This is a genomic window from Mycobacterium sp. shizuoka-1, from assembly GCF_002723835.1.
Classification (GTDB): Bacteria; Actinomycetota; Actinomycetes; order Mycobacteriales; family Mycobacteriaceae; genus Mycobacterium.
This window is the reverse complement of record NZ_BEWG01000022.1, coordinates 129179-150394: the sequence shown is the minus strand read 5'-3', so window position 1 is coordinate 150394 and position 21216 is coordinate 129179. Positions and strand designations below refer to the sequence as shown.

Here is a 21216-nt window from a genome sequence, read left to right as displayed (position 1 = left end):
GCTGTGGTCGCCGTCACATAGAACTGCCGCATGAGAGCAGCTGTCTACTACGGGCCGAACAAGGTCGAGATCGACGACGTCGCCGAGCCGGAGCCGGCACCGGGCACCGTGAAGCTCAGGGTCGGCTACAACGGAATCTGCGGCACCGATCTGCACGAGTACTACGCCGGACCGATCTTCGTGCCCACCGCCCCGCATCCGCTGACCGGGCAGCAGCTGCCCCTGACGATGGGCCACGAATTCTCCGGCACCATCGTCGCGGTCGGTGACGGCGTCACCGGCTGGGCCGAGGGCGACCGCGTCGCCGTCGAGCCCATCTACAAATGCGACCACTGCGGGCCGTGCCGTGCCGGCAACTACAACGTGTGCCAACAGATCGGATTTCACGGCTTGATGTCCGATGGCGGGATGGCCGAATACACCGTGGTGCCCACCGGGATGCTGCACCGGCTGCCCGACACCGTGTCGCTGGAACTCGGTGCTCTCGTCGAGCCGATGTCGGTGGCCTACCACGCCGCGACGCTGGGGGAGGTGGCCGCGGGTGACACCGCGACGGTCTTCGGTGCCGGGCCGATCGGCATCGGCCTGTGGTTCGCCTTGCGCGGCAAGGGACTCGAGGACGTATTCGTGGTCGAACCGTCGGCCACCCGGCGCGCCGCGATAGAAGTGCTCGGTGCCAAGACCCTCGACCCCGCGGCGCTCGATGTCGCCGCCTTCATCGCCGACCACACCGGCGGCGACGGGGCGGACGCGGTCTTCGACGCAGCGGGCGTCACCCCGGCAGTGAGTACGGCGTTGGCCTGTGTGGGCTCTCGCAAGCCGATGATCAGTGTGGCGATCTACGAAAGGCCATTAGAGACACCACTTCTCAACGTGGTCATGAACGAGAGCCGCATCCAGGGCTCGCTGTGCTACACCGGTGCGGACTTCGAGTCCGTGATCGCGTTGATGGCCGCCGGTGCCTACGACACCACCGGCTGGGTCGCCAAGATCGGCCTCGACGACGTCGTCGACGAAGGCTTCGAGGCGTTGCACGCCGGCAAGAAGATGAAGGTACTGGTCGACCCGAACGGAGCACCATGAGCTTGAACGGCAAAGTCGCCCTGGTCACCGGGGCTGCCCGTGGCATCGGGCGAGGCATCGCGCTGCGCCTGGCGCGTGACGGCGCCGACATCGCGCTGGTCGACGTCCGCACCGACGGCATCGAAGCGGTTGCCGCCGAGATCGCTGAGATCGGCTGCAAAACAACGGTGTTCGCCGCCGATGTGAGCGAGCGCGCCCAGGTCTTCGCCGCGGTCGATCATGCCGCCAAGGCGCTGGGGGGCTTCGACATCATGGTCAACAACGCCGGAATCGCGCTGGTGGGCCCGATCGCGGACGTGACACCGGACGAGGCGGCGCGGGTCTGGGCGATCAACGTCAACGGGGTGCTGTGGGGCATCCAGGCCGCCGCCGCGAAATTCAGGGAGCTGGGCAGGCCCGGCAAGATCATTAATGCCTCCTCGATCGCCGGGCATGACGGCTTCGCGATGCTCGGCGTGTACAGCGCATCGAAATTCGCGGTCCGCGCACTCACCCAGGCCGCCGCCAAGGAGCTCGCGGCCGGCGGCATCACCGTCAACGCATATTGCCCCGGTGTGGTCGGCACCGACATGTGGGTCGAGATCGACAAGCGCTTCGCCGAGTTGACCGGCGCGGCCGAAGGCGCCACCTACGACACGTTCGTCGGCGGTATCGCACTGGGCCGCGCCGAAACGCCCGACGATGTGGCGGGCTTCGTGTCGTATCTGGCCGGCCCGGACGCCGATTACATGACCGGCCAGTCCGGTCTGATCGACGGCGGCCTGGTCTACCGCTGAGATGCGGAGCACAATCGGCATTGATGCATGGGGCGGATGTGCCTGAGCCCGCGGTCGCGGTCGGTGAAGACCCGCGCAGCTACGCGCGGTTGATGTCGGCTGTCTATGACGCGACGATGGCGGGTCGCCGGGCACCCGCCCGCCCGCGGGAGGTGATCGGCGACTCGTGGCGACGGATGAAGGCGGCGGGCGTCGATCCGGACAGCCACACCCCGCCGGTGGTGGAGGCCGGGGCGCTGGAAACGCTGCGCCGGGCCTCGGGCTTGACGGCCGTGCTCGACGAGGTGTCCCGCGGGCTGGAGTCGATCATCGCCGACGGCACGAACATCCTGGTGGTGGCCGACTCTGGGGGGCGGGTGCTGTGGCGCTCCGGTTCGCCGGCCGTGCTCAACAACGCCGACCGGCTCGGTTTCATCGAGGGGGCGCACTGGGGCGAAGGGGAGGTCGGCACCAACGCGATCGGCACGGCGCTGGTGTCCAATCGCGCCGTCCAGGTGTTCTCGGCCGAGCACTTCCTGCGCACGCATCACTCCTGGACCTGCGCCGGGGCGCCGATCCGCGATCCGCGCACCGGGCAGGTGATCGGCGTGGTGGACGTATCGGGCCCAGCGGCGACGGTGCATCCCACGACGGTCGCGCTGGTCGACGCTGTCGCGCGCCTGGCGGAATCGCATCTGCGAGAACAACATGACCGCACCCTGAATCGGCTGCGCATGGTCGCCGCCCCGATCCTGGCCCGGATCGGCAAGCCCGCGCTCGCGGTGGACCCCGAGGGCTGGGTCGCGGCGGTCGACTCGCTGCCGCTGCACAATCGGATCCTGCTGCCCGACGGCATCAGCCCCGGCCGGGCTTGGATCCCGACTTTCGGCATGTGCGATGTCGATCTGCTGCCCGGCGGCTGGCTGGTGCGGCCCACCGACGACGACGACGAGCCCGCGCTGGCGCGGGTGTCGCTGGACCTGACCGTGGCCGGTGCGCCCGCCCTCGACATCGCCGGGCAGTTCGGGCGCTGGCGCCACGACATCTCGCTGCGGCACGCCGAGATCCTGCTGATCCTGGCGCGGGACCCGCGGGGTCGGTCGGCGCCCGAACTCGCTGACGACCTGTACGGGGACCGCACCCGAGTGGTCACCGTGCGTGCCGAATTGTCCCGTCTGCGTAAGCAGTTCGCCGGCCTGCTGGCTGCTCAGCCGTACCGTTTCGCCGGCGGCGTCGACGTGATCGTGCGTTATCCCGCGGACATGGCGATGGTGCTGCCATCATCGACCGCACCTGCCGTTCGTGCCGTTCGGATCAAGGAAAGTATCTCGTAGAGGAGGACTTATGACTGTTTACGCCCGTCCCGGTACCGGGTCCACGATGTCGTTCCAATCGCGCTATGAGAACTTCATCGGTGGTGAGTGGGTGGCGCCGGTGGGTGGTCAGTACTTCGAGAACCCGACGCCGGTGACCGGTGAGGTGTTCTGTGAGGTGGCGCGGTCGACGGATGCCGATATCGAGTTGGCGTTGGATGCCGCGCATGCGGCCGCGCCGGGGTGGGGTAAGACCTCGGCGGCGGACCGGGCGGTGATCCTGAACAAGATCGCTGATCGGATCGAGGCGAATCTGGAGTCGATCGCGCTGGCGGAGTCGTGGGACAACGGCAAGCCGATCCGGGAGACGTTGGCCGCCGATATTCCGTTGGCGGTGGATCATTTTCGGTACTTCGCCGCCGCGATCCGGGCGCAGGAGGGGTCGCTGAGCCAGATCGACGACGACACCGTCGCCTACCATTTCCACGAGCCGTTGGGGGTGGTCGGTCAGATCATTCCGTGGAACTTCCCGATCCTGATGGCGGTGTGGAAGCTCGCCCCGGCGCTGGCGGCCGGTAATGCGGTGGTGCTCAAGCCCGCCGAGCAGACTCCGGCGTCGATCCTGTATCTGATCTCGTTGATCGCCGATCTGTTGCCGGCGGGGGTGGTCAATGTGGTCAACGGGTTCGGGGTGGAGGCCGGCAAGCCGCTGGCGTCGAGCAATCGGATCGCCAAGATCGCGTTCACCGGGGAAACCACCACCGGCCGTTTGATCATGCAGTACGCCAGCCAGAATCTGATCCCGGTCACCCTGGAACTCGGCGGCAAGAGCCCGAACATCTTCTTCTCCGATGTGATGGCCGCCAATGACGACTATCAGGACAAGGCGCTGGAAGGGTTCACGATGTTCGCCCTGAATCAGGGTGAGGTGTGTACCTGCCCGTCGCGCAGCCTGATTCAGGCCGACATCTATGACGAGTTCCTGGCGATGGCCGCGATCCGGACTAAGGCGGTACGTCAGGGTGATCCGCTGGACACCGAAACCATGATCGGCGCGCAGGCCTCCAACGATCAGCTCGAGAAGATTCTGTCCTATATCGAGATCGGCAAGAGTGAGGGCGCCAAGGTGATGACCGGTGGCGAGCGCGCCGAGCTGGGTGGCGACCTCAATGGCGGCTACTACGTGCAGCCGACGATCTTCACCGGCAACAACGGCATGCGGATCTTCCAGGAGGAGATCTTCGGGCCGGTGGTGGCGGTGACGTCGTTCACCGACTACGACGATGCGATCCGGATCGCCAACGACACCCTCTACGGGCTTGGGGCGGGGGTGTGGAGCCGCGACGGCAACACCGCCTACCGCGCCGGGCGTGACATCAAGGCCGGCCGGGTGTGGACCAACTGCTATCACGCCTACCCCGCGCACGCGGCGTTCGGCGGCTACAAGCAGTCCGGCATCGGCCGGGAAAACCACAAGATGATGCTCGACCACTACCAGCAGACCAAGAACCTGCTCGTCTCCTACTCCAACAAAGCGCAGGGCTTTTTCTGACGAGCGGAGCGAGGAAGAAAGAATTGGCACCGTGACGAGTGATTTCGGCGCGCAAACCGCCGCGCAGCGATCGAAACCGCGCCGAAATCACGGGGAGCTGGCGCCGCCGCGGGCCCTGATCACCGCCGCGGCCGTCGACCTGCTGCGCCGGCTGCAGCAGCGGCACGGACCGGTGATGTTCCACCAGTCCGGCGGTTGCTGCGACGGGTCCTCCCCGATGTGTTATCCCGAGGGGGAGTTCATCGTCGGCGACCGGGACGTGCTCCTCGGCGTGCTGGAGGGCGCCCCGGTGTGGATCTCCGGATCCCAGTTCGAGACGTGGAAGCACACGCAGCTGGTCATCGACGTCGTCCCCGGTCGCGGGGGTGGGTTCAGCCTGGAATCGCCCGAGGGCATGCGGTTCCTCAGCCGTGGCCGGGCCTTCACCGACGCCGAGAACGAGTTGCTGGCCGGCGCGTCTGTGGTGACCGGCGCCGACTACGAACGCGGGACCCGTCTGCCCGAACGCGCGGATCTGGTGGTCGCCGAGGCCGCTGACGCGTGTGCGATCCCTGGTCGGCGCGCCGGAGTCGTTCAGCCATAGTCGGCGCGGGGGCACGTACCCTTCTAAGGGTGATACCCCTGCCTCGGGCATGGCTGCTCACAAGTGCGTTGCTGGTCGGAACCGTGACCGGTCTGGTCGCGGCCGTCGTCGCCACTGTGGTGGTCAAGACGCCGGTCCGCCCCGACCTCGTGGTGGGCTTGGTGGTGGCGGTCCCCAGCGTCATCGGCATGCTGCTGATCGTGTTCTCCGGCCGGCGTTGGGGCACGACGGCGGGAGCGTTCATCCTGGCGATGGCACCGGGCTGGTTGGGGGCGTTGGTTCTGGTGCAGGCGGTGTCCGGTGGCTGACAAGGCGTCGCTCCCGTCCACCGAGCCGCATCACGCGCCGATCTTCGACACCGGTCCGCATCCGGAGGCGTTGCGGTCGCTGACCGATGAACCCGAGGCGCAGGTGTCGGAGTCCTCGATCGCGTTCAGCGAACTGGAGAACTTCGACACCGACGCGTTCCTGCATCCGGTCAACGGATCGCTGCACGCCGAGCCGGTGCTGGTACCGCCCGCGATCAGCGCGACGGCGGACAGCTATCAGTTCATCAAGCGGTGGCAGTTCGTGTTCATCGTGGCGGCGGTCTGGGTGCTGGCGGCGGCAGCCGGCCTGGGCTTCTACTTCTGGTGGTACACGTCGCTGAACAAGACGCCTGCGGTGTTCTTCGTGTTGATCTACCTGATCGTGTGCTCGGTGGGCAGCATGCTGACCTCGATGGTGCAGAACCGTCCGCAGGTAACGGCGCTGGCCATCGCGCTGATGTCGGCGCCCCTGGCCTCGGTGGCCACCGCCGCGCTGCTGCACGGTGCCTACTACTTCGAATGGATCGCCCGTCCGACGATAGGCTGACGACGTGACTCACTATGACGTCGTCGTTCTCGGAGCCGGTCCCGGTGGATACGTCGCGGCGATCCGCGCGGCACAGCTCGGACTGAACACCGCCATCATCGAACCCAAGTATTGGGGCGGAGTCTGCCTCAATGTCGGCTGTATCCCATCGAAGGCGTTGCTGCGCAATGCCGAGCTGGCCCACATCTTCACCAAGGACGCCAAGACGTTCGGCATCAGCGGGGAGGCCACCTTCGACTACGGTGTCGCCTTCGACCGCAGCCGCAAGGTCGCCGACGGCCGGGTCGCCGGCGTGCACTTCCTGATGAAGAAGAACAAGATCACCGAGATCCACGGCTACGGGACGTTCACCGGGCCCAACAGCATCGAGGTGGCCCTCAACGAGGGCGGTACCGAAAAGGTCGAGTTCGACAACGCGATCATCGCGACCGGCTCGAGCACTCGCCTGGTTCCGGGCACCTCGCTGTCGAAGAACGTCGTCACCTACGAGGAGCAGATCCTGTCCCGGGAGCTGCCCAAGTCGATCATCATCGCCGGGGCCGGCGCGATCGGCATGGAGTTTGCCTACGTGATGAAGAACTACGGCGTGGACGTCACGATCGTCGAGTTCCTGCCGCGGGCACTGCCCAACGAGGACGCCGAGGTCTCCAAGGAGATCGAGAAGCAGTACAAGAAGCTCGGCGTGAAGATTCTCACCGGCACCAAGGTGGAGTCCATTGACGACGACGGGTCGACAGTGACCGTTGTGGTCAGCAAGGACGGCAAGACCGAGGAGCTCAAGGCCGAGAAGGTGTTGCAGGCCATCGGCTTTGCCCCGAACGTCGAGGGTTTCGGCCTGGAGACCACCGGTGTGGCGCTGACCGACCGCAAGGCGATCGGCATCGACGACTACATGCGCACCAACGTGCCGCACATCTACGCGATCGGTGACGTCACCGCCAAGCTGCAGCTGGCCCACGTCGCCGAGGCGATGGGCGTGGTGGCCGCCGAGACCATCGCCGGCGCCGAGACGCTGGCGCTGGGTGACTACCGGATGCTGCCGCGTGCCACGTTCTGCCAGCCGCAGGTCGCCAGCTTCGGCCTCACCGAGCAGCAAGCCCGCGACGAGGGTTACGACGTGAAGGTGGCCAAGTTCCCGTTCACCGCCAACGGCAAGGCGCACGGGCTGGGCGACCCCACCGGATTCGTCAAGGTGATTGCCGACGCCAAGTACGGCGAACTGCTCGGCGGTCATCTGATCGGCCCCGACGTGTCCGAGTTGCTGCCGGAGCTGACGCTGGCCCAGAAGTGGGATCTGACCGTCAACGAGCTGACCCGCAACGTGCACACCCATCCGACGCTGTCGGAGGCACTCCAGGAATGCTTCCACGGTCTCGCCGGCCACATGATCAACTTTTGAGACCGACGCTGATCGCCGGTATCGGCGGACTCGTGGTCGGCCACATTCTGTGGCTGATCGGTATCTCCATCGCCACCAGCGGGGAGGACGTCAGCTTCTGGGTGCTGATCTTCTCGGCGGTGATCGCAGTGGTCAGCGTCGTCGTCGGGCTCCTGGCCTGGAGTAGCTACCAGCGCAAGAAGTTGGTGTGGGCAGCGTTTTTGGCCGGTTTACCGATCTCGCCGGTGATCTTCACGTTGATCGTTCTCGGCGTCACCTACCTGTAGGCGGCAGCTTTCAGCCGTTCGTCAGGTTGGTTACAGGCTGCCTCAAGGCTGGCGGGGTCCACTCTGGAGTACCCGGCCGGGCCGGGTTCGACGTCAGGGGGATTCATGGCTCAGTGGACTGTTGGGGCGCACGCCCGCATCGTGTTGGCGATCGCCGGCGGTGGTGCCATGGTGGCGATGGCCGGGTTGGCGGTGGCCGTGGACGCCAGCGCTCCGCCCCAGATCCCGCCGGTCGCATCGCCGGTGCTGCCGGGTCCGATGACGCAGGGTGACACCGTGACGACAACCATACCGCCGACGGCATTGGCGACGGAGAAGGCGGTCGTGACCCACAAGGCCAAGCCCTACAAGGGGTAGTCCGGCTCGTCAGTCCGGGAAGTCCATCGGCACCCGCAAGGTGGCCAGGATAGCCGCGATGGCGTCGTAATGCCCTGCCAGCGCGCAGAATTCGATGATCTGCTCGCGGGTGAGGTGCGCCGACAGGCCGGCGAACGTCTCATCGGACAGGTCCCGGTCGAGCACGAACTCGTCGACGGCCTTCACCAGGGCGCGCTCGCGATCGGTCAATCCCTCGGCGGTCGGCCCGGCGAAGATCCGCTCCTGCGCCGCGGCATCGAGCCCCCGGGTTCTGGCCAGCCGCCGGTGTTGCTGCAGCTCGTACTGCGAGTTGCGCAGGTGACCGACCCGCAGGATCACCAGTTCCTTGTCCCGCTTGGGTATCTTGCCCCAGTTGAGCAGCACACCGGAATACGGCAGGAACGACAGGAACAGCAGCTTGTGCCGGCCCAGGACGTTGAACAGGTTCATCTGGGGAGCGCGGATCGCGCGGGCGCCCAGCCGGGCGATGGTCCAGTTGACCAGGCCGAGCTCACGTCGGCCGCCCGGCGGAATGCGTTGGGACATCAGGACTCCTTGACAAGGTAGGGCGAGACCGTGCTGCGGTGCTCGTCGAGATCCAGGGCGCGCCCCAAGGCCGGGAAGGCGCGCTGCGGGCAGTTGTCGCGTTCGCAGACCCGGCAGCCGGCACCGATCGGTGTCGCATTGTCCGAGGACAAGTCCAGGCCCTTGGAGTACACCAGGCGGCTGGCGTGGCGAGCTTCACAGCCCAGCCCGATCGCAAATGTCTTGACCGGCTGGCCATATCGCGACGCCCGGCGTTCGACCGTCCTGGCCACCCACATGTAGTTCTGGCCGTCGGGCATCTGGGCCATCTGCACCAGGATCTTGCCCGGGTTGGCGAAGGTCTCGTAGACGTTCCACAACGGACAGGTCCCGCCGGCCGAGGAGAAGTGAAAGCCGGTGGCGGACTGGCGTTTCGACATGTTCCCGGCCCGGTCGACCCGGACGAACGAGAACGGGACACCGCGCATCGAGGGCCGCTGAAGAGTGGAGAGCCGGTGGCAGATGGTCTGATAGCTGACCTGATAGAACGCCGAAAGCCGCTCGACGTCGTAGCGGAAATTCTCGGCCACGTCGTGGAATTGCCCGTAGGGCAACACCGTTGCCGCGGCGAAGTAGCTGGCCAGGCCGAGTCGAGCCAGCGTGCGGGACTCGTCGCTGGTGAACTTGCCCTCGTCGACCAGCTTGTCGATCAGGTCGCCGAACTCCAGATAGGCCAGCTCGGTTGCCATCTTGAACACCTGCTGGCCCGAAGACAGGTGATTGCTGATCTCCAGCGTGCGCGAGGCCGGGTCGTAGCGATGTAAGACCGTCTCGCCGAGGTCCACCCGCCGGATGATGTGCACACCGTGCACCATCGTGAGCCGGTCGGACAGCTCGCGGGACAGCTCGGCGCGGTGCATCCGCATCCGGATGGTCAGGTCCTCGGCGGCGGTGTCGAGTTCGTGCAGATAGTTCTGCCGTTGATAGAAGTAGTCGCGAACTTCCTCATGTGGCATCGAGATCGAGCCCGTGCCGCTGCCGCCGGCGTTGAGGCTGAACCGGTCTTCGGTGGCCGCCGCGAGCTGTGCGGTGGTGATCCGGTAGCGGCGGTGCAGGTTGACGATCGCTCGGGCGATCGCCGGATGGGTGTTGACGATGTCGGCGACCTCGGTCATGTCGACGTCGAGATCGAGGTCGCGGTCCATGGTGACCTCGCGCAGTTCGGCCACCAACCGGGTGTCGTCCTGCGAGGCGAAGAAGGTGGCGTCGACGCCGAAGACGTCGGTGATGCGCAGCAGTACGGCAACGGTCAGTGGCCGGACGTCGTGCTCGATCTGGTTGAGGTAGCTGGGCGAGATCTCCAGCATCTGCGCCAGCGCCGCCTGGCTGAAACCGCGCTCGCTGCGCAGCTGTCGTATCCGGGAACCGACGAACGTCTTGGACACCTGGCCCAGCCTACCGACGGCTGCGAAGAACATCTTCGCAGTGTTGGCAACGCAGGCTGGTTGGCATTGCAGGGGCCCTTTGGCATGATCGCGCTGGGACGGGGCTGGGGAGAGGACGACCGCACATGACGACCAGCGAGCAGTCGAAGGTGGATCGCGCATGAGCGACATCGGGCGCACCACCGGGACCGGACTGGCCAAGGCGCTCATGGACGTTCCCGACCCGCACCCCGACGTCTTCGACCGGGAATGGCCGTTGCGGGTCGGCGACATCGACCGCGCCGGGCGCCTGCGGTTGGACGCGGCCTGCCGGCACATCCAGGACATCGGTCAGGACCAGCTCCGCGAGATGGGCCACGAGGAAACCCATCCACTGTGGATTGTGCGGCGCACGATGGTCGACCTGATCCGCCCGATCGAATTCCAGGACATGCTGCGGATGCGGCGGTGGTGCTCGGGTACCTCGAATCGCTGGTGTGAGATGCGGGTCCGTATAGATGGGGTGCGCGGGCGCGGCCTGATCGAATCCGAGGCCTTCTGGATCAACATCAATCGCGAGACCCAGGGGCCGGCCCGGATGTCCGACGACTTCCTGGACAGCCTCAAGCGCACCACCTCCGTCGACCGGTTGCGCTGGAAGTCGTACCTGAGCGCGGGCGAGCGTCACGATGCCAACGAGATCCGCGACTTCCCGATCCGGGTCAGCGATATCGACCTGTTCGACCACGTCAACAACTCGGTGTACTGGAAAGTGGTCGAGGAGTTCTTGGCGCACTACCCGGAATTGTTCGAGGCGCCGCTGCGCGTCACGCTCGAGCACGACGCCCCGGTGGCTTTCGGCGACAAGCTGGAAATCCTGCTGCACGTGTACCCGCCCGGCAGCACCGACAAGTTCGGTCCGGAGCTGGCCGACCGCACTGTTAGAACGCTCACATATGTCGTCGGCGAGGAGACCAAAGCGCTCGCCGCGATCTTCCCGCTGTGAGCGACACGGTTTAACAGTACGAGCGTACTGACCTGCACAAAGGCGCTACCGGACGGTAACTTCTGAACCGGTTCAGGCAACACTGCCCTTCGCAAACTTTGCAAAGTTACCGAGGCTGTTGGCGAAAATTGGCACTCACAACGGCTTGAACTGCACTAATGGTGCGAGGCATGCTCTTGTCAGCACACAAGCGAAACTGCGTTGACGTTAACAGTTCACGTCGAAGTCAACGTGGCGACCTCGATTCGAAGGAGCAGGCGATGTCCAACGTTGGCCAGCCGAAGAGCCCGGAAGAGATCCAGAAGGATTGGGACACCAACCCCCGCTGGAAAGGGATCACCCGTACCTACACCCCGGCCGACGTCGTCGCGCTGCAGGGCAGCGTCGTCGAGGAGGCCACCCTGGCCCGCCGCGGCGCCGAGGTGCTGTGGAACCAGCTGCACGACATGGAGTTCGTCAACGCCCTCGGCGCGCTGACCGGCAACATGGCCGTCCAGCAGGTGCGTGCCGGCCTGAAGGCGATCTACCTGTCGGGTTGGCAGGTCGCCGGCGACGCGAACCTGTCCGGCCACACCTACCCCGATCAGAGCCTCTACCCGGCCAACTCGGTGCCGCAGGTGGTGCGCCGGATCAACAACGCGCTGCTGCGCGCCGACGAGATCGCCAAGGTCGAGGGTGACACCTCGGTGGAGAACTGGCTGGCCCCGATCGTCGCCGACGGCGAGGCCGGATTCGGTGGCGCCCTGAACGTCTACGAGCTGCAGAAGGCGATGATCGCCGCCGGCGTCGCGGGCTCACACTGGGAGGACCAGCTGGCCTCGGAGAAGAAGTGCGGCCACCTCGGTGGCAAGGTGCTGATCCCGACCCAGCAGCACATCCGCACCCTGACCTCGGCACGTCTCGCGGCGGACGTCGCCGATGTCCCCACCGTGGTCATCGCCCGTACCGATGCCGAGGCCGCCACGCTCATCACGTCCGACGTCGACGAGCGCGACCAGCCGTTCATCACCGGTGAGCGCACCGCCGAGGGTTTCTACCGGGTGCGCAACGGCATCGAGCCCTGCATTGCCCGCGCCAAGGCCTACGCGCCGTACTCCGACCTGATCTGGATGGAGACCGGCACCCCGGACCTCGAGCTGGCGGCCAAGTTCGCCGAAGGCGTCAAGAGCGAGTTCCCGGACCAGATGCTGGCCTACAACTGCTCGCCGTCGTTCAACTGGAAGCAGCACCTGGACGACTCGACGATCGCGAAGTTCCAGAAGGAGCTGGGCGCGATGGGCTTCAAGTTCCAGTTCATCACCCTGGCCGGCTTCCACGCCCTGAACTACTCGATGTTCGATCTGGCCTACGGCTACGCCCGCAACCAGATGAGCGCCTACGTCGAGTTGCAGGAGCGCGAGTTCGCCGCCGAGGAGCGCGGCTACACCGCGACCAAGCACCAGCGCGAGGTCGGCGCCGGCTACTTCGACCGGATCGCCACCACGGTGGACCCGACCAGCTCGACCACCGCTCTGGCGGGCTCGACCGAAGAGGGCCAGTTCCACTAGGCCTGAGCCTGACTTGAGCAGACGCAAACTCGCACGATCGGATATCCGAGAGTGCGAGTTTGTGTCTGTTCGCGCCTTTAGTAGAAAGTGTCTTCGTGAGCATTGAACGAGTAGGTGTGGTCGGTGCCGGGCAGATGGGCTCGGGAATCGTCGAGGTGGCCGCCAAGGCGGGCGCCAACGTCGTCGTCTTCGAGCCGACCGACGCGCTGATCAACGCCGGACGTGACCGCGTCACCTCCTCGCTGGAACGTGCCACCAGCAAGGGCAAGCTCTCGGAGGCCGACCGCGACGCGACACTGGCCCGGCTGACCTTCACCACCGATCTCGCCGATCTGTCCGACCGCCAGCTGGTGATCGAGGCCGTCGTCGAAGACGAGGCGGTCAAGGGCAAGATCTTCGCCCAACTCGACGAGCTCATCACCGATCCGGACGCGGTGCTGGCGTCGAACACCTCGAGCATCCCGATCATGAAGATCGCTGCCGCCACCAAGAACCCGAGCCGGGTGCTTGGCCTGCACTTCTTCAACCCGGTGCCGGTGTTGCCGCTCGTCGAGGTGATCAACACGCTGGTCACCTCCGAGTCGGCGATCGCGCGGGTCGAACAGTTCGCCGGTGAGGTCCTCGGCAAGAAGGTGGTGCGCTGCGGCGACCGGTCCGGCTTCGTGGTCAACGCGCTGCTGGTGCCCTACCTGCTGTCGGCCATCCGGATGGTCGAAGCCGGCGTCGCCACCGTCGAGGACGTCGACACCGCGATCGTGGCGGGCCTGTCGCATCCGATGGGGCCGCTGCGGCTCTCGGACCTGATCGGACTGGACACCATGAAGCTGATCGCCGACTCGATGTACGACGAACTCAAGGACGCGCACTACGCCCCGCCGCCCCTGCTGCTGCGCATGGTCGAGGCCGGGATGCTCGGAAAGAAGTCCGGACGAGGCTTCTACACCTACTGATGCAGGTAGCTGTGACGCCGCTCGCGCCTTGTGCATTTCGCGGGGGAATTGACTAGGCTGCAGGTTTTGGTCGGGCGCCGTTGCGGCAGCATCGCTTTGCCCAGCATCCGGCCAGGTGAACGTAAAAGCTGGAAGGTAGCTGTTGATGGCCAACGTAGATGCGGATCTGACTCCTTACTACGAGGAGTCACAGTCGATCTACGACGTCTCAGACGACTTCTTCGCGTTGTTCCTCGGTCCGACCATGGGCTACACGTGCGGTTATTACGAGCGCGAGGACATGACGCTCGACGAGTCGCAGACCGCCAAATTCGACCTCGCTCTGGGCAAGCTCAACCTGGAGCCGGGGATGACGCTGCTCGACGTCGGCTGTGGCTGGGGCGGCGCGCTCGAGATGGCCGTGCAGAAGTACGACGTCAACGTCATCGGGATCACGCTGAGCAAAAACCAGTCGGAGTTCGCCCGTAAGCGCCTCGCCACGCTCGACACCACCCGGTCGATCGAGGTGCGGTTGCAGGGCTGGGAAGAGTTCGACGAGCCGGTCGACCGGATCGTCAGCATCGGCGCGTTCGAGGCGTTCAAGGTCGAGCGGTATCCGCTGTTCTTCGAGAAGGCGTACAACCTGCTGCCCGCCGACGGGCGCATGCTGCTGCACACGATCCTGGCTCACACCCAGAAGTTCTTCCGCGACAACGGGATCAAGGTCACCATCAGCGACCTGAGGTTCATGAAGTTCATCGAGAACGAGATCTTCCCCGGTGGCCGGCTGCCCGCGGTCGAAGACATCGAGCAGCTCGCGCTGGACTCGGGCTTCACGCTGGAACGCATCCACCTGCTGCAGCACCACTACGCGCGCACGCTGGACATGTGGGCCGCGAAGCTGGTGGCCAACCGGAACGAGGCGATCGCGATCACCTCGCCGGAGGTCTACGACCGTTACATGAAATACCTGACCGGCTGTGCGGACTTCTTCCGTCGCGGCATCACCAATATCGGCCAGTTCACCCTGGTCAAAGGCTAGGCGTTCGCCAGCTTCCTCTTCTCGGCCTCGACGTCGAAGCTGGCGGCCGGCCAGGTGAGCTTCAGGCTCTTGAGGGCCTCGATCAGCAACTCGGTGATGGCCAGTCGGCTGTACCACTTCTTGTCGCAGGGGATGACGAACCACGGCGCGTAGTCGGTCGAGGTCCGGTCCAGCACCGCCTGGTAGGCCTCCTGGTAGGCCGGCCACAACTTGCGCTCCTCGAGGTCGCCCGGGTTGTACTTCCAGTATTTGTCGGGTCGCTCGAGGCGTTCGGACAGCCGGCGCTTCTGCTCGTCGAGGGAGACGAACATCGCGCACTTGACGATCGTGGTCCCGGAGTCGACGAGTTCCTTCTCGAAGGCGTTGATCTCGTCATAGCGGGTCTCCCATACGTCCCGCGGCACCAGCTCGTGCACCCGGACCACCAGCACGTCCTCGTAATGGGACCGGTCGAAGACCCCGAGTTGCCCGGCGGCGGGCAGCGCCTTGCGAATCCGCCACAGGTAGTGGTGGGCGCGCTCCTCCTCGGTCGGCACACCGAAGCTGGTGTAGCGGATACCCTGCGGGTTGCCCGCGCCCACAACATGTTTGACGATGCCGCCCTTGCCGGCGGTGTCCATGCCCTGCAGCACCAGCAGTACTGAGCGGTGGTCGCCTTCTCTGCCGCCGGCGTAGAGCATCTCTTGCAGGCCGGCGAATCGCGCATTGCGCTCGGCCTGCACCTCCTCCGACCCGTCGCTGCCGTCGGAATAGCCCGGGCTGGAGTCGGTGTCGATGTCGGCGACCTTGTCACCGGCACGGAACTTGAGGATCTTGCGCGGCTCGTGGCTCCACTGCGCTGGCAGGTCGGTCATAGCCGACGAGACTAGCTCCCCATCAACCGCCGGCGCCGCGGCGCCGCGAAACCAGCATGAACCCGACCGCCGCCAGTGCCAGCACCCCGGCGCCGACGGCGACCACGATCAGTGCGGTCTTGTTCTTCTCGACCCAGGACGGCTTCTCGGCAGCGGTCAGTTTCACGTTGTAGCCGGGCAGCGGCTCCTGGGCCGGCGGGTTGACGCCGGGCAACGTCTGGGTCTGGGAGATGACGAACACGGCTTCGCCCTTGTCGGTCTTGGACCACTGCCCCCAGGCCGGCACCTCCTCGTCGAGCAGCACCTTGGTGGCGCCGTTGACGGCGGGATCGGCGCCCAGGTCGGTCAGCGTCTTGACCCGGAACGGCGCCGAGCTGCCCCGGTCGAACCGCACCTGGACCAGCGCATTCTTCTGGGTGTTCAGCGACGCCGGCCGCTGCGGCGGGGCCTGCCCGGGCGCGGGCTGGTAGCCGCCGCCGGAGAAGCTGCCCACCGACAGATTGGTGGCCGGCCCGGACGCCGGACGGGTCATGGCGGTGAAGCTGTAGACCCCGGCGTCAGGCACGTTCAGGGTGGCGCGCGCCAGCGGCGCCACGGTGAGTACCTGGGTGCTGCCGCCGTAGTCGTAGAGCACGCTCAGCGGTGTCCGGTACGGGTTGGTGAACACCGGGCGGTAGTAGCTGTCGTAGGAGATCCAGCTCGAATTCCACAGTGTCACAGGGCTGCTCAGCGCCAGGCCGGTGGTCAGCGACGAGGTGGTCACGGTCGACGAAATCGACTCCTGGTAGCTGGTCAGTTCTTGCGACGAGACCTCGGTGGACGTGATGGTCTCCACTTCGGAGGCCATGGCGGTGGTGACGTCCTCCTGCGATGCCTGCGGACCGCTCGGCTCGGTGGCCTCTTCGCCGGGCTCCGGTGTCGCGGTGGCGCCCCCGCCGGAGTCCGGTGCCGGGGTGGCGCCCCCGCCCGCGGGCCCGTCGTTGCCGGGTTCGGCGGGCGTGCCGCCGCCGGGCTCGACGTCCGTCGCGGTGCCGGGTGTTTCGGCGCCGCCGGGCTCGTCGGGAATGCCGCCGGTGGGCGCTTCGGTGCCGCCGGGCTCGTCCAAGGCTCCGCCGGACGGCTCCTCCATCCCGCCACCCGAGGGCGCCTCCGGCACACTGCCACCCGAGGGCGCCTCCGGCACACTGCCACCGTCGTCACCGCCGCTGCTGTAGCTGCTGTCGCCGCCGCCGTCGTCCCCGTCGTAGGGATCAGCCGCACTCACTCCGGAACCAGCAAACAGCGCCGACATCGATATCGCAACGGCGGCAATCAGTCCCATCCGCCTACGCACCTGTGCGCTGTCGCTTTCCACCGCGGCCTCCCTAGACATGTATGACGCGAAACCATTCCGCCCGACGAAATATCGCACGCAAGACCCCGACGATTTGTTCTACCCGATTCGACCCGGGATTTCGCGAAGTTCGCCGCCTGCGTGCTGGCCCACCTGCCGGGGCGGGCGCAGTTAACATCATGAGGCTCGGAACGGACGACGGTTGGGGGAGTGGATGCGCGGTCGGGTGTGCTCGGTGGCCATGGCGCTGGTGGCGGTGGCGGCGGGGTGTGGACACGACAACACACCGAAGCCGACCTCGGAGTCCGCGGTCGCGCCCTCGACGGCGCAGGCCGCGCCGCAGCCATCTGGCCAACCGGACGGCGACGACGCGGACTGGCCGGGCAGGATGACCGCGACCTACGAGGACGCGACCTCGCCGGAGGCGATCACCGGCCGCGACCTGATGAAAAACGAGCACCTGCTCGAAGACCTCGCCGACGGCATCACCGAGTCGCTGAAGCTGCCCTACGACATCCCGCTGATCGGCAAGCAGTGCGACACCGCGAACGCCTATTGGAGCCCCGACGAGAAGTCGGTCACGATCTGCTACGAGGACGCCGCCGACGCCCTGGACATCTACACCAAGGCCGGTGACGCCGACCCGCAGGCCTCGGCGATCAACTCCGAGATCGCCACGTTCTATCACGAGACCGGCCATATGGTGATCGACCTCTACGACCTGCCCGCGACCGGCAGGGAGGAAGACGTGGCCGATCAGCTCGCCGCGTACATCCTGCTGGCACCCGGTCCGGACGGGAAGATCGACCCGGAGTCGGTCCAGGCGGTCAAGGATTTCGCCCGCGAATTCAAGGGCTACAGCGACCAGAAAGGCGGCGAGATCGACGAAGGGCAGCTCGCCGACGTGCATTCGCTGGACCTGGCCCGGATGTACAACCTCGAATGCTGGGTCTACGGCGCCGATCCGGTTGACAACGCCGACCTGGTCAGCAGCGGATCGCTGCCGCAGGACCGCGCCGACGGCTGCGAGGACGAGTACGCCAAGCTGAGCAAGTCGTGGGACCAGCTGCTCGGCCCGTATCTCAAGTGAGGGTGGGCGGCAGCGCAGGCGACGGGTGCGGCCCGGCGCTGAACCTGTCCAGCGATCCGCCGGCCTCGACGATGCCGCACAGGGCGTTCCAGCACAGCATGGTCAGGTAATCGATCAGATTGTCGCTGCTCATCCGCGGGTTCGACATCCAGGAGTGGGTGGCCAACTGGACGCCGCCGACGATGAGGTAGGCCCAGGGCTCGACCCCGCCGGTGTCCATGCCGGCCCGCTGCATGCGCCTGCGGAGCACCACCGCGAGCATCCTGGCGATGATTTGCTCCGAGTCGGCGATGACTTTGTTTTTGCTCGCCGAACTGTTTGCCATCACGAATTGGTACGTTGCGGGCTCGGCGGCGACGGTATCCACGTAGACCCGGATGATCTCCCGGGTGAGGTCGAATCCGTCCAGGTTCGACGACAATGCCGCAGCCATGTTGGGGATCAGGGTGGTCTGCGCGAACCGCATCATGATCGCAGTGGTGAGGTCATTCTTGTCGACGAAGTAGCGGTAGAGAACGGTCTTGGAGACGCCTATTTCCGCAGCTATCTCGTCCATACTGATGTCGCGGCCGCGTCGGCGGACGGCCCCGAGTGCGCCGTCGACCAACTCGGTGCGGCGTTCGACCTTGTGTTGATGCCAGCGCCGCTTGCGACCATCGGTCTTGGCGACCCCATGGGTAGTCTGCTGTGCCACTGTCGCGGAGTCCGTTCCCCTTCGTTGTCGACGATTCTACGGTCTGATCGAACGGCACCGTCACATTAACTGGGTCGGCGGATAGCGGATGATGGTGGTGTGACAGCCAAACATCGCCTCCCGGCGTTGCCGACGGGCTCGGCCCGCACCGGTGCCTCGTTTGCGGAGTCGTTCGCCGGGGCCGACCCCGAGGCCGACGACCAGCGCCGCCGCGCACTGCGCCGGATGAAGGCTGTCGCGCTGAGTTTCCTGATCGGTGCCACCGTGATCTTCCTGGTCTGCCGTTGGGGCCAGGCCCACGGCGGGCCGGCTTGGATCGGCTACGTGGGGGCCGCCGCCGAGGCCGGGATGGTCGGTGCGCTGGCCGACTGGTTCGCGGTCACCGCACTGTTCCGGCATCCCCTGGGCCTCGAGATCCCGCACACGGCGATCATCAAGCGCAAGAAGGACCAGCTCGGCGAGGGCCTGGGCAGCTTTGTGCGGGAGAACTTCCTGTCGCCGGACGTGGTGGAGACCAAACTGCGCGACGCCGACGTGGCCGGCCGGCTGGGCAAGTGGCTGTCCGACCCGGCGCATGCCGCCCGGGTGGCCACCGAGACCGGCACGGTGCTGCGGGTCGTCGTGGAACTGCTCAACGACGAAGACATCCAGCAGGTCATCGACCGCACCATTGTCAAACGGCTGGCCGAACCGCAGTGGGGGCCACCGGTGGGCCGGGTGCTGGCCGAGCTGCTGGCCGAGAACCGCCAGGAGGCGCTGATCCAGCTGTTGTGCGACCGGGCCTTTGAGTGGGCGCTGAACGCCGGCGACACCATCGAGCGCGTCGTCACCCGCGATTCCCCCAGCTGGTCACCGCGATTCGTCGACCAGCTGGTCGGCGACCGGATTCACCGAGAGTTGATGGATTTCACCGACAAGGTGCGGCGTGATCCGAATCACGAACTGCGCCAATCGGCGACGCGTTTCCTGTTCGAGTTCGCCAGCGATCTGCAGAACGACGAGGCGACGATCGCGCGCGCCGAGGCGGTCAAAGAACAGCTGATGGCGCGCGACGAGGTCACCCGTGCGGCGGAGACGGCGTGGAAGACGTTGAAGCGCTTGGTACTTGACGGTGTTGACGATCCGTCGAGCGCGCTGCGCACTCGCATCGCCGATTCGATCGTGCGGATCGGGGAGTCGCTGCGCGACGATGCCGAGTTACGCGACAAGGTGGACAACTGGATCGTGCGCGGCGCTCAGCATCTGGTCGCTCAGTACGGCGCTGAGATCACTACGATCATCACCGACACGATCGAGCGGTGGGACGCCGAGGAAGCCAGTCGGCGGATCGAACTGCACGTCGGCCGAGACCTGCAATTCATCCGGATCAACGGCACCGTGGTGGGTGCCCTGGCCGGCCTGATCATCTACACCGTGGCGCAAATACTCTTCTGACCTGCGCTAGCAGGTGCTTGCAAAAGTTAGCACCCCCGCGTAATGTGGCGGACGTACGCACCGCATACCCACCGCGACGGGAGGTGAACCATGGCGCAAGACGGAGATCTTCAAGCTGTGGTGTCCAACGCCGCGCATGACATCGGTGGCTTCATCAGGGCGCAGCGTGAAGCCGCTCAGGTTTCGGTGCGGCAGTTGGCCGAGAAGGCCGGTGTCAGCAATCCGTACCTCAGCCAGATCGAACGGGGACTACGGAAACCCTCTGCGGAGGTGCTGAGCCAGATCGCCAAGGCACTGCGGCTGTCGGCCGAGGTGCTCTACATCCGGGCCGGGATTCTCGAGCCTGGAGAGGCGAGCAAGGTGCACGACGCGATCATCACCGACACCGTGATCACCGAGCGTCAGAAGCAGGTTCTGCTCGACATCTACACCTCGTTCTGCCAGCAGAACGAAGCTGCGCGTGAGGAGCTGTCGACTGAGTAACCGCAGACCAGCCAACCTGACGAAAACCGCTAACTGACAACCGAATCCAACATCGAAAGGAGCCACTACGATGGCTGAGAACCCCAACGTCGAGGACCTGAAGGCCCCGCTGCTTGCCGCTGTCGGTGCCGCCGATCTGGCCCTGGCCACCGTCAACGAGATCCTGGCGACCCTGCGTGAGCGCGCCGAGGACGCCCGCAGCGAGGCCAGCACCCGCGCCGCGGATCGTCGCGCCGCGCTGACCAAGCTGCAGGAAGACCTGCCGCAGCGGGCCGAGGAGCTGCGCGGCAAGCTGTCCACGGAGGAGCTGCGCAAGGCCGCCGAGGGCTACGTCGAGTCCGCGACTGCGACTTACAACAGCCTCGTCGAGCGTGGCGAGGCCGCCCTGGAGCGGCTGCGCAACCAGCCCGAGCTCAAGGATGTCGCCGCCCGTGCCGAGGGTTACGTCGACCAGGCTGTCGAGCTGACCCAGGAGGCGCTGGGCAACGTATCGTCGCAGACCCGCGCCGTCGGCGAGCGCGCCGCCAAGCTGGTCGGCGTCGAGCTGCCCGCCAAGGAGGCCCCGGCCAAGGCCCCCGCCAAGAAGGCCGCCCCGGCCAAGAAGGCCGCTCCGGCCAAGGCTGCGGCCAAGAAGGCCCCGGCCAAGAAGGCCGCCCCGGCCAAGAAGGTCACCCAGAAGTAATTCGCTGTCG

The 21216-nt window shown here is 66.2% G+C and carries 23 protein-coding genes; 18 read left to right on the top strand and 5 right to left on the bottom strand.

The window, feature by feature from the left end; translation table 11 throughout:
* Positions 1–30 precede the first annotated feature (30 nt).
* The 10 genes from MSZK_RS07280 to MSZK_RS07235 all read left to right on the top strand — a co-directional run bounded on the left by MSZK_RS07280 (position 31) and on the right by MSZK_RS07235 (position 8163).
* Complete coding sequence (locus MSZK_RS07280) at positions 31–1083, top strand: 2,3-butanediol dehydrogenase (RefSeq protein WP_099246318.1); 1053 nt, start codon at positions 31–33, stop codon at positions 1081–1083.
* Positions 1080–1859 (top strand): acetoin reductase, encoded by a 780-nt coding sequence (locus MSZK_RS07275; protein ID WP_099246316.1) that lies wholly within the window; start codon positions 1080–1082, stop codon positions 1857–1859. Before MSZK_RS07280 ends, MSZK_RS07275 begins: the two co-directional genes overlap by 4 nt.
* 23 nt (positions 1860–1882) lie before the next feature.
* Positions 1883–3172, top strand: coding sequence for a GAF domain-containing protein (locus tag MSZK_RS07270; protein ID WP_099246314.1), 1290 nt, complete (start codon positions 1883–1885; stop codon positions 3170–3172).
* Positions 3173–3182: 10 nt separating this feature from the next.
* Complete coding sequence (gene adh, locus MSZK_RS07265; protein WP_099246312.1) at positions 3183–4703, top strand: aldehyde dehydrogenase; 1521 nt, start codon at positions 3183–3185, stop codon at positions 4701–4703.
* A 97-nt stretch (positions 4704–4800) separates the two neighbouring features.
* Positions 4801–5286, top strand: a complete 486-nt coding sequence (locus MSZK_RS07260) for a DUF779 domain-containing protein (RefSeq protein WP_099246508.1) — start codon at positions 4801–4803, stop codon at positions 5284–5286.
* A 29-nt stretch (positions 5287–5315) separates the two neighbouring features.
* A complete protein-coding gene (locus tag MSZK_RS07255; protein WP_099246310.1) occupies positions 5316–5594 on the top strand; it encodes a putative holin in 279 nt (92 codons plus the stop codon).
* On the top strand, positions 5587–6141 hold the full coding sequence (locus tag MSZK_RS07250; RefSeq protein WP_099246308.1) for a hypothetical protein: 555 nt from the start codon (positions 5587–5589) through the stop codon (positions 6139–6141). Before MSZK_RS07255 ends, MSZK_RS07250 begins: the two co-directional genes overlap by 8 nt.
* A gap of 4 nt (positions 6142–6145) precedes the next feature.
* Positions 6146–7540 carry a dihydrolipoyl dehydrogenase gene (gene lpdA, locus MSZK_RS07245; protein WP_099246306.1) on the top strand — a complete coding sequence of 465 codons (1395 nt, stop codon included), beginning with the start codon at positions 6146–6148 and terminating at the stop codon, positions 7538–7540.
* Positions 7537–7806, top strand: a complete 270-nt coding sequence (locus MSZK_RS07240) for a hypothetical protein (RefSeq protein ID WP_099246304.1) — start codon at positions 7537–7539, stop codon at positions 7804–7806. Before lpdA ends, MSZK_RS07240 begins: the two co-directional genes overlap by 4 nt.
* A gap of 105 nt (positions 7807–7911) precedes the next feature.
* Complete coding sequence (locus tag MSZK_RS07235) at positions 7912–8163, top strand: hypothetical protein (RefSeq protein WP_099246302.1); 252 nt, start codon at positions 7912–7914, stop codon at positions 8161–8163.
* A 9-nt stretch (positions 8164–8172) separates the two neighbouring features.
* On the opposite strand, the gene MSZK_RS07230 is transcribed toward MSZK_RS07235, so the two are convergent.
* On the bottom strand, positions 8173–8709 hold the full coding sequence (locus tag MSZK_RS07230) for a carboxymuconolactone decarboxylase family protein (protein ID WP_099246300.1): 537 nt from the start codon (positions 8707–8709) through the stop codon (positions 8173–8175).
* A complete protein-coding gene (ramB, locus tag MSZK_RS07225) occupies positions 8709–10133 on the bottom strand; it encodes an acetate metabolism transcriptional regulator RamB (protein WP_099246506.1) in 1425 nt (474 codons plus the stop codon). The genes MSZK_RS07230 and ramB overlap by 1 nt, the downstream gene beginning before the upstream one ends.
* Positions 10134–10293: 160 nt before the next feature.
* On the opposite strand from ramB, the gene MSZK_RS07220 reads away from it, so the two are divergent.
* From MSZK_RS07220 to MSZK_RS07205, 4 genes are all read left to right on the top strand, one after another.
* Positions 10294–11118: an acyl-[acyl-carrier-protein] thioesterase gene (locus MSZK_RS07220; protein WP_099246298.1), complete on the top strand. Its 825-nt coding sequence runs from the start codon at positions 10294–10296 to the stop codon at positions 11116–11118.
* A gap of 260 nt (positions 11119–11378) precedes the next feature.
* The gene (gene aceA / locus MSZK_RS07215) at positions 11379–12665 is read left to right on the top strand and encodes an isocitrate lyase (protein ID WP_071950112.1); all 1287 of its coding nucleotides are present in this window, start codon (positions 11379–11381) and stop codon (positions 12663–12665) included.
* 95 nt (positions 12666–12760) lie between these two features.
* A complete protein-coding gene (locus MSZK_RS07210) occupies positions 12761–13615 on the top strand; it encodes a 3-hydroxybutyryl-CoA dehydrogenase (protein ID WP_099246296.1) in 855 nt (284 codons plus the stop codon).
* A 145-nt stretch (positions 13616–13760) separates the two neighbouring features.
* A complete protein-coding gene (locus MSZK_RS07205; protein WP_099246294.1) occupies positions 13761–14636 on the top strand; it encodes a cyclopropane mycolic acid synthase family methyltransferase in 876 nt (291 codons plus the stop codon).
* Here MSZK_RS07205 and MSZK_RS07200 read toward each other — a convergent pair.
* Positions 14633–15490 (bottom strand): polyphosphate kinase 2 family protein, encoded by an 858-nt coding sequence (locus MSZK_RS07200; protein WP_099246292.1) that lies wholly within the window; start codon positions 15488–15490, stop codon positions 14633–14635. The genes MSZK_RS07205 and MSZK_RS07200 overlap by 4 nt on opposite strands.
* A gap of 22 nt (positions 15491–15512) precedes the next feature.
* On the bottom strand, positions 15513–16844 hold the full coding sequence (locus MSZK_RS07195; protein ID WP_142389889.1) for a hypothetical protein: 1332 nt from the start codon (positions 16842–16844) through the stop codon (positions 15513–15515).
* A gap of 193 nt (positions 16845–17037) precedes the next feature.
* Here MSZK_RS07195 and MSZK_RS07190 point away from each other — a divergent pair, with 193 nt between their 5' ends.
* The gene (locus MSZK_RS07190) at positions 17038–17913 is read left to right on the top strand and encodes a DUF4344 domain-containing metallopeptidase (RefSeq protein WP_099246288.1); all 876 of its coding nucleotides are present in this window, start codon (positions 17038–17040) and stop codon (positions 17911–17913) included.
* Here the strand turns inward: MSZK_RS07190 and MSZK_RS07185 are convergent.
* A complete protein-coding gene (locus MSZK_RS07185) occupies positions 17906–18607 on the bottom strand; it encodes a TetR/AcrR family transcriptional regulator (RefSeq protein ID WP_099246286.1) in 702 nt (233 codons plus the stop codon). The two genes, MSZK_RS07190 and MSZK_RS07185, sit on opposite strands and share 8 nt — an antisense overlap.
* A gap of 99 nt (positions 18608–18706) precedes the next feature.
* On the opposite strand from MSZK_RS07185, the gene MSZK_RS07180 reads away from it, so the two are divergent.
* The 3 genes from MSZK_RS07180 (at position 18707) to MSZK_RS07170 (ending at position 21206) form a co-directional block, all read left to right on the top strand.
* Positions 18707–20041 (top strand): DUF445 domain-containing protein, encoded by a 1335-nt coding sequence (locus MSZK_RS07180; RefSeq protein ID WP_233211155.1) that lies wholly within the window; start codon positions 18707–18709, stop codon positions 20039–20041.
* 90 nt (positions 20042–20131) lie between these two features.
* A complete protein-coding gene (locus MSZK_RS07175) occupies positions 20132–20524 on the top strand; it encodes a helix-turn-helix domain-containing protein (RefSeq protein ID WP_099246284.1) in 393 nt (130 codons plus the stop codon).
* Between the two features lie 70 nt (positions 20525–20594).
* A complete protein-coding gene (locus MSZK_RS07170; RefSeq protein WP_099246282.1) occupies positions 20595–21206 on the top strand; it encodes a heparin-binding hemagglutinin in 612 nt (203 codons plus the stop codon).
* The last annotated feature ends 10 nt before the right edge of the window (positions 21207–21216 follow it).

Excerpts from the sequence above, each read along its gene's own strand:
- MSZK_RS07235 (WP_099246302.1), top strand. The coding sequence starts at position 7,912 with ATGGCTCAGTGGACTGTTGGGGCGCACGCCCGCATCGTGTTGGCGATC.
- MSZK_RS07280 (WP_099246318.1), top strand. The coding sequence starts at position 31 with ATGAGAGCAGCTGTCTACTACGGGCCGAACAAGGTCGAGATCGACGAC.
- MSZK_RS07275 (WP_099246316.1), top strand. The coding sequence starts at position 1,080 with ATGAGCTTGAACGGCAAAGTCGCCCTGGTCACCGGGGCTGCCCGTGGC.
- aceA (WP_071950112.1), top strand. The coding sequence starts at position 11,379 with ATGTCCAACGTTGGCCAGCCGAAGAGCCCGGAAGAGATCCAGAAGGAT.
- MSZK_RS07175 (WP_099246284.1), top strand. The coding sequence starts at position 20,132 with ATGGCGCAAGACGGAGATCTTCAAGCTGTGGTGTCCAACGCCGCGCAT.
- MSZK_RS07205 (WP_099246294.1), top strand. The coding sequence starts at position 13,761 with ATGGCCAACGTAGATGCGGATCTGACTCCTTACTACGAGGAGTCACAG.
- MSZK_RS07200 (WP_099246292.1), bottom strand. The coding sequence starts at position 15,490 with ATGACCGACCTGCCAGCGCAGTGGAGCCACGAGCCGCGCAAGATCCTC.
- MSZK_RS07170 (WP_099246282.1), top strand. The coding sequence starts at position 20,595 with ATGGCTGAGAACCCCAACGTCGAGGACCTGAAGGCCCCGCTGCTTGCC.
- MSZK_RS07190 (WP_099246288.1), top strand. The coding sequence starts at position 17,038 with ATGCGCGGTCGGGTGTGCTCGGTGGCCATGGCGCTGGTGGCGGTGGCG.
- MSZK_RS07230 (WP_099246300.1), bottom strand. The coding sequence starts at position 8,709 with ATGTCCCAACGCATTCCGCCGGGCGGCCGACGTGAGCTCGGCCTGGTC.
- adh (WP_099246312.1), top strand. The coding sequence starts at position 3,183 with ATGACTGTTTACGCCCGTCCCGGTACCGGGTCCACGATGTCGTTCCAA.
- MSZK_RS07270 (WP_099246314.1), top strand. The coding sequence starts at position 1,883 with ATGCATGGGGCGGATGTGCCTGAGCCCGCGGTCGCGGTCGGTGAAGAC.
- MSZK_RS07220 (WP_099246298.1), top strand. The coding sequence starts at position 10,294 with ATGAGCGACATCGGGCGCACCACCGGGACCGGACTGGCCAAGGCGCTC.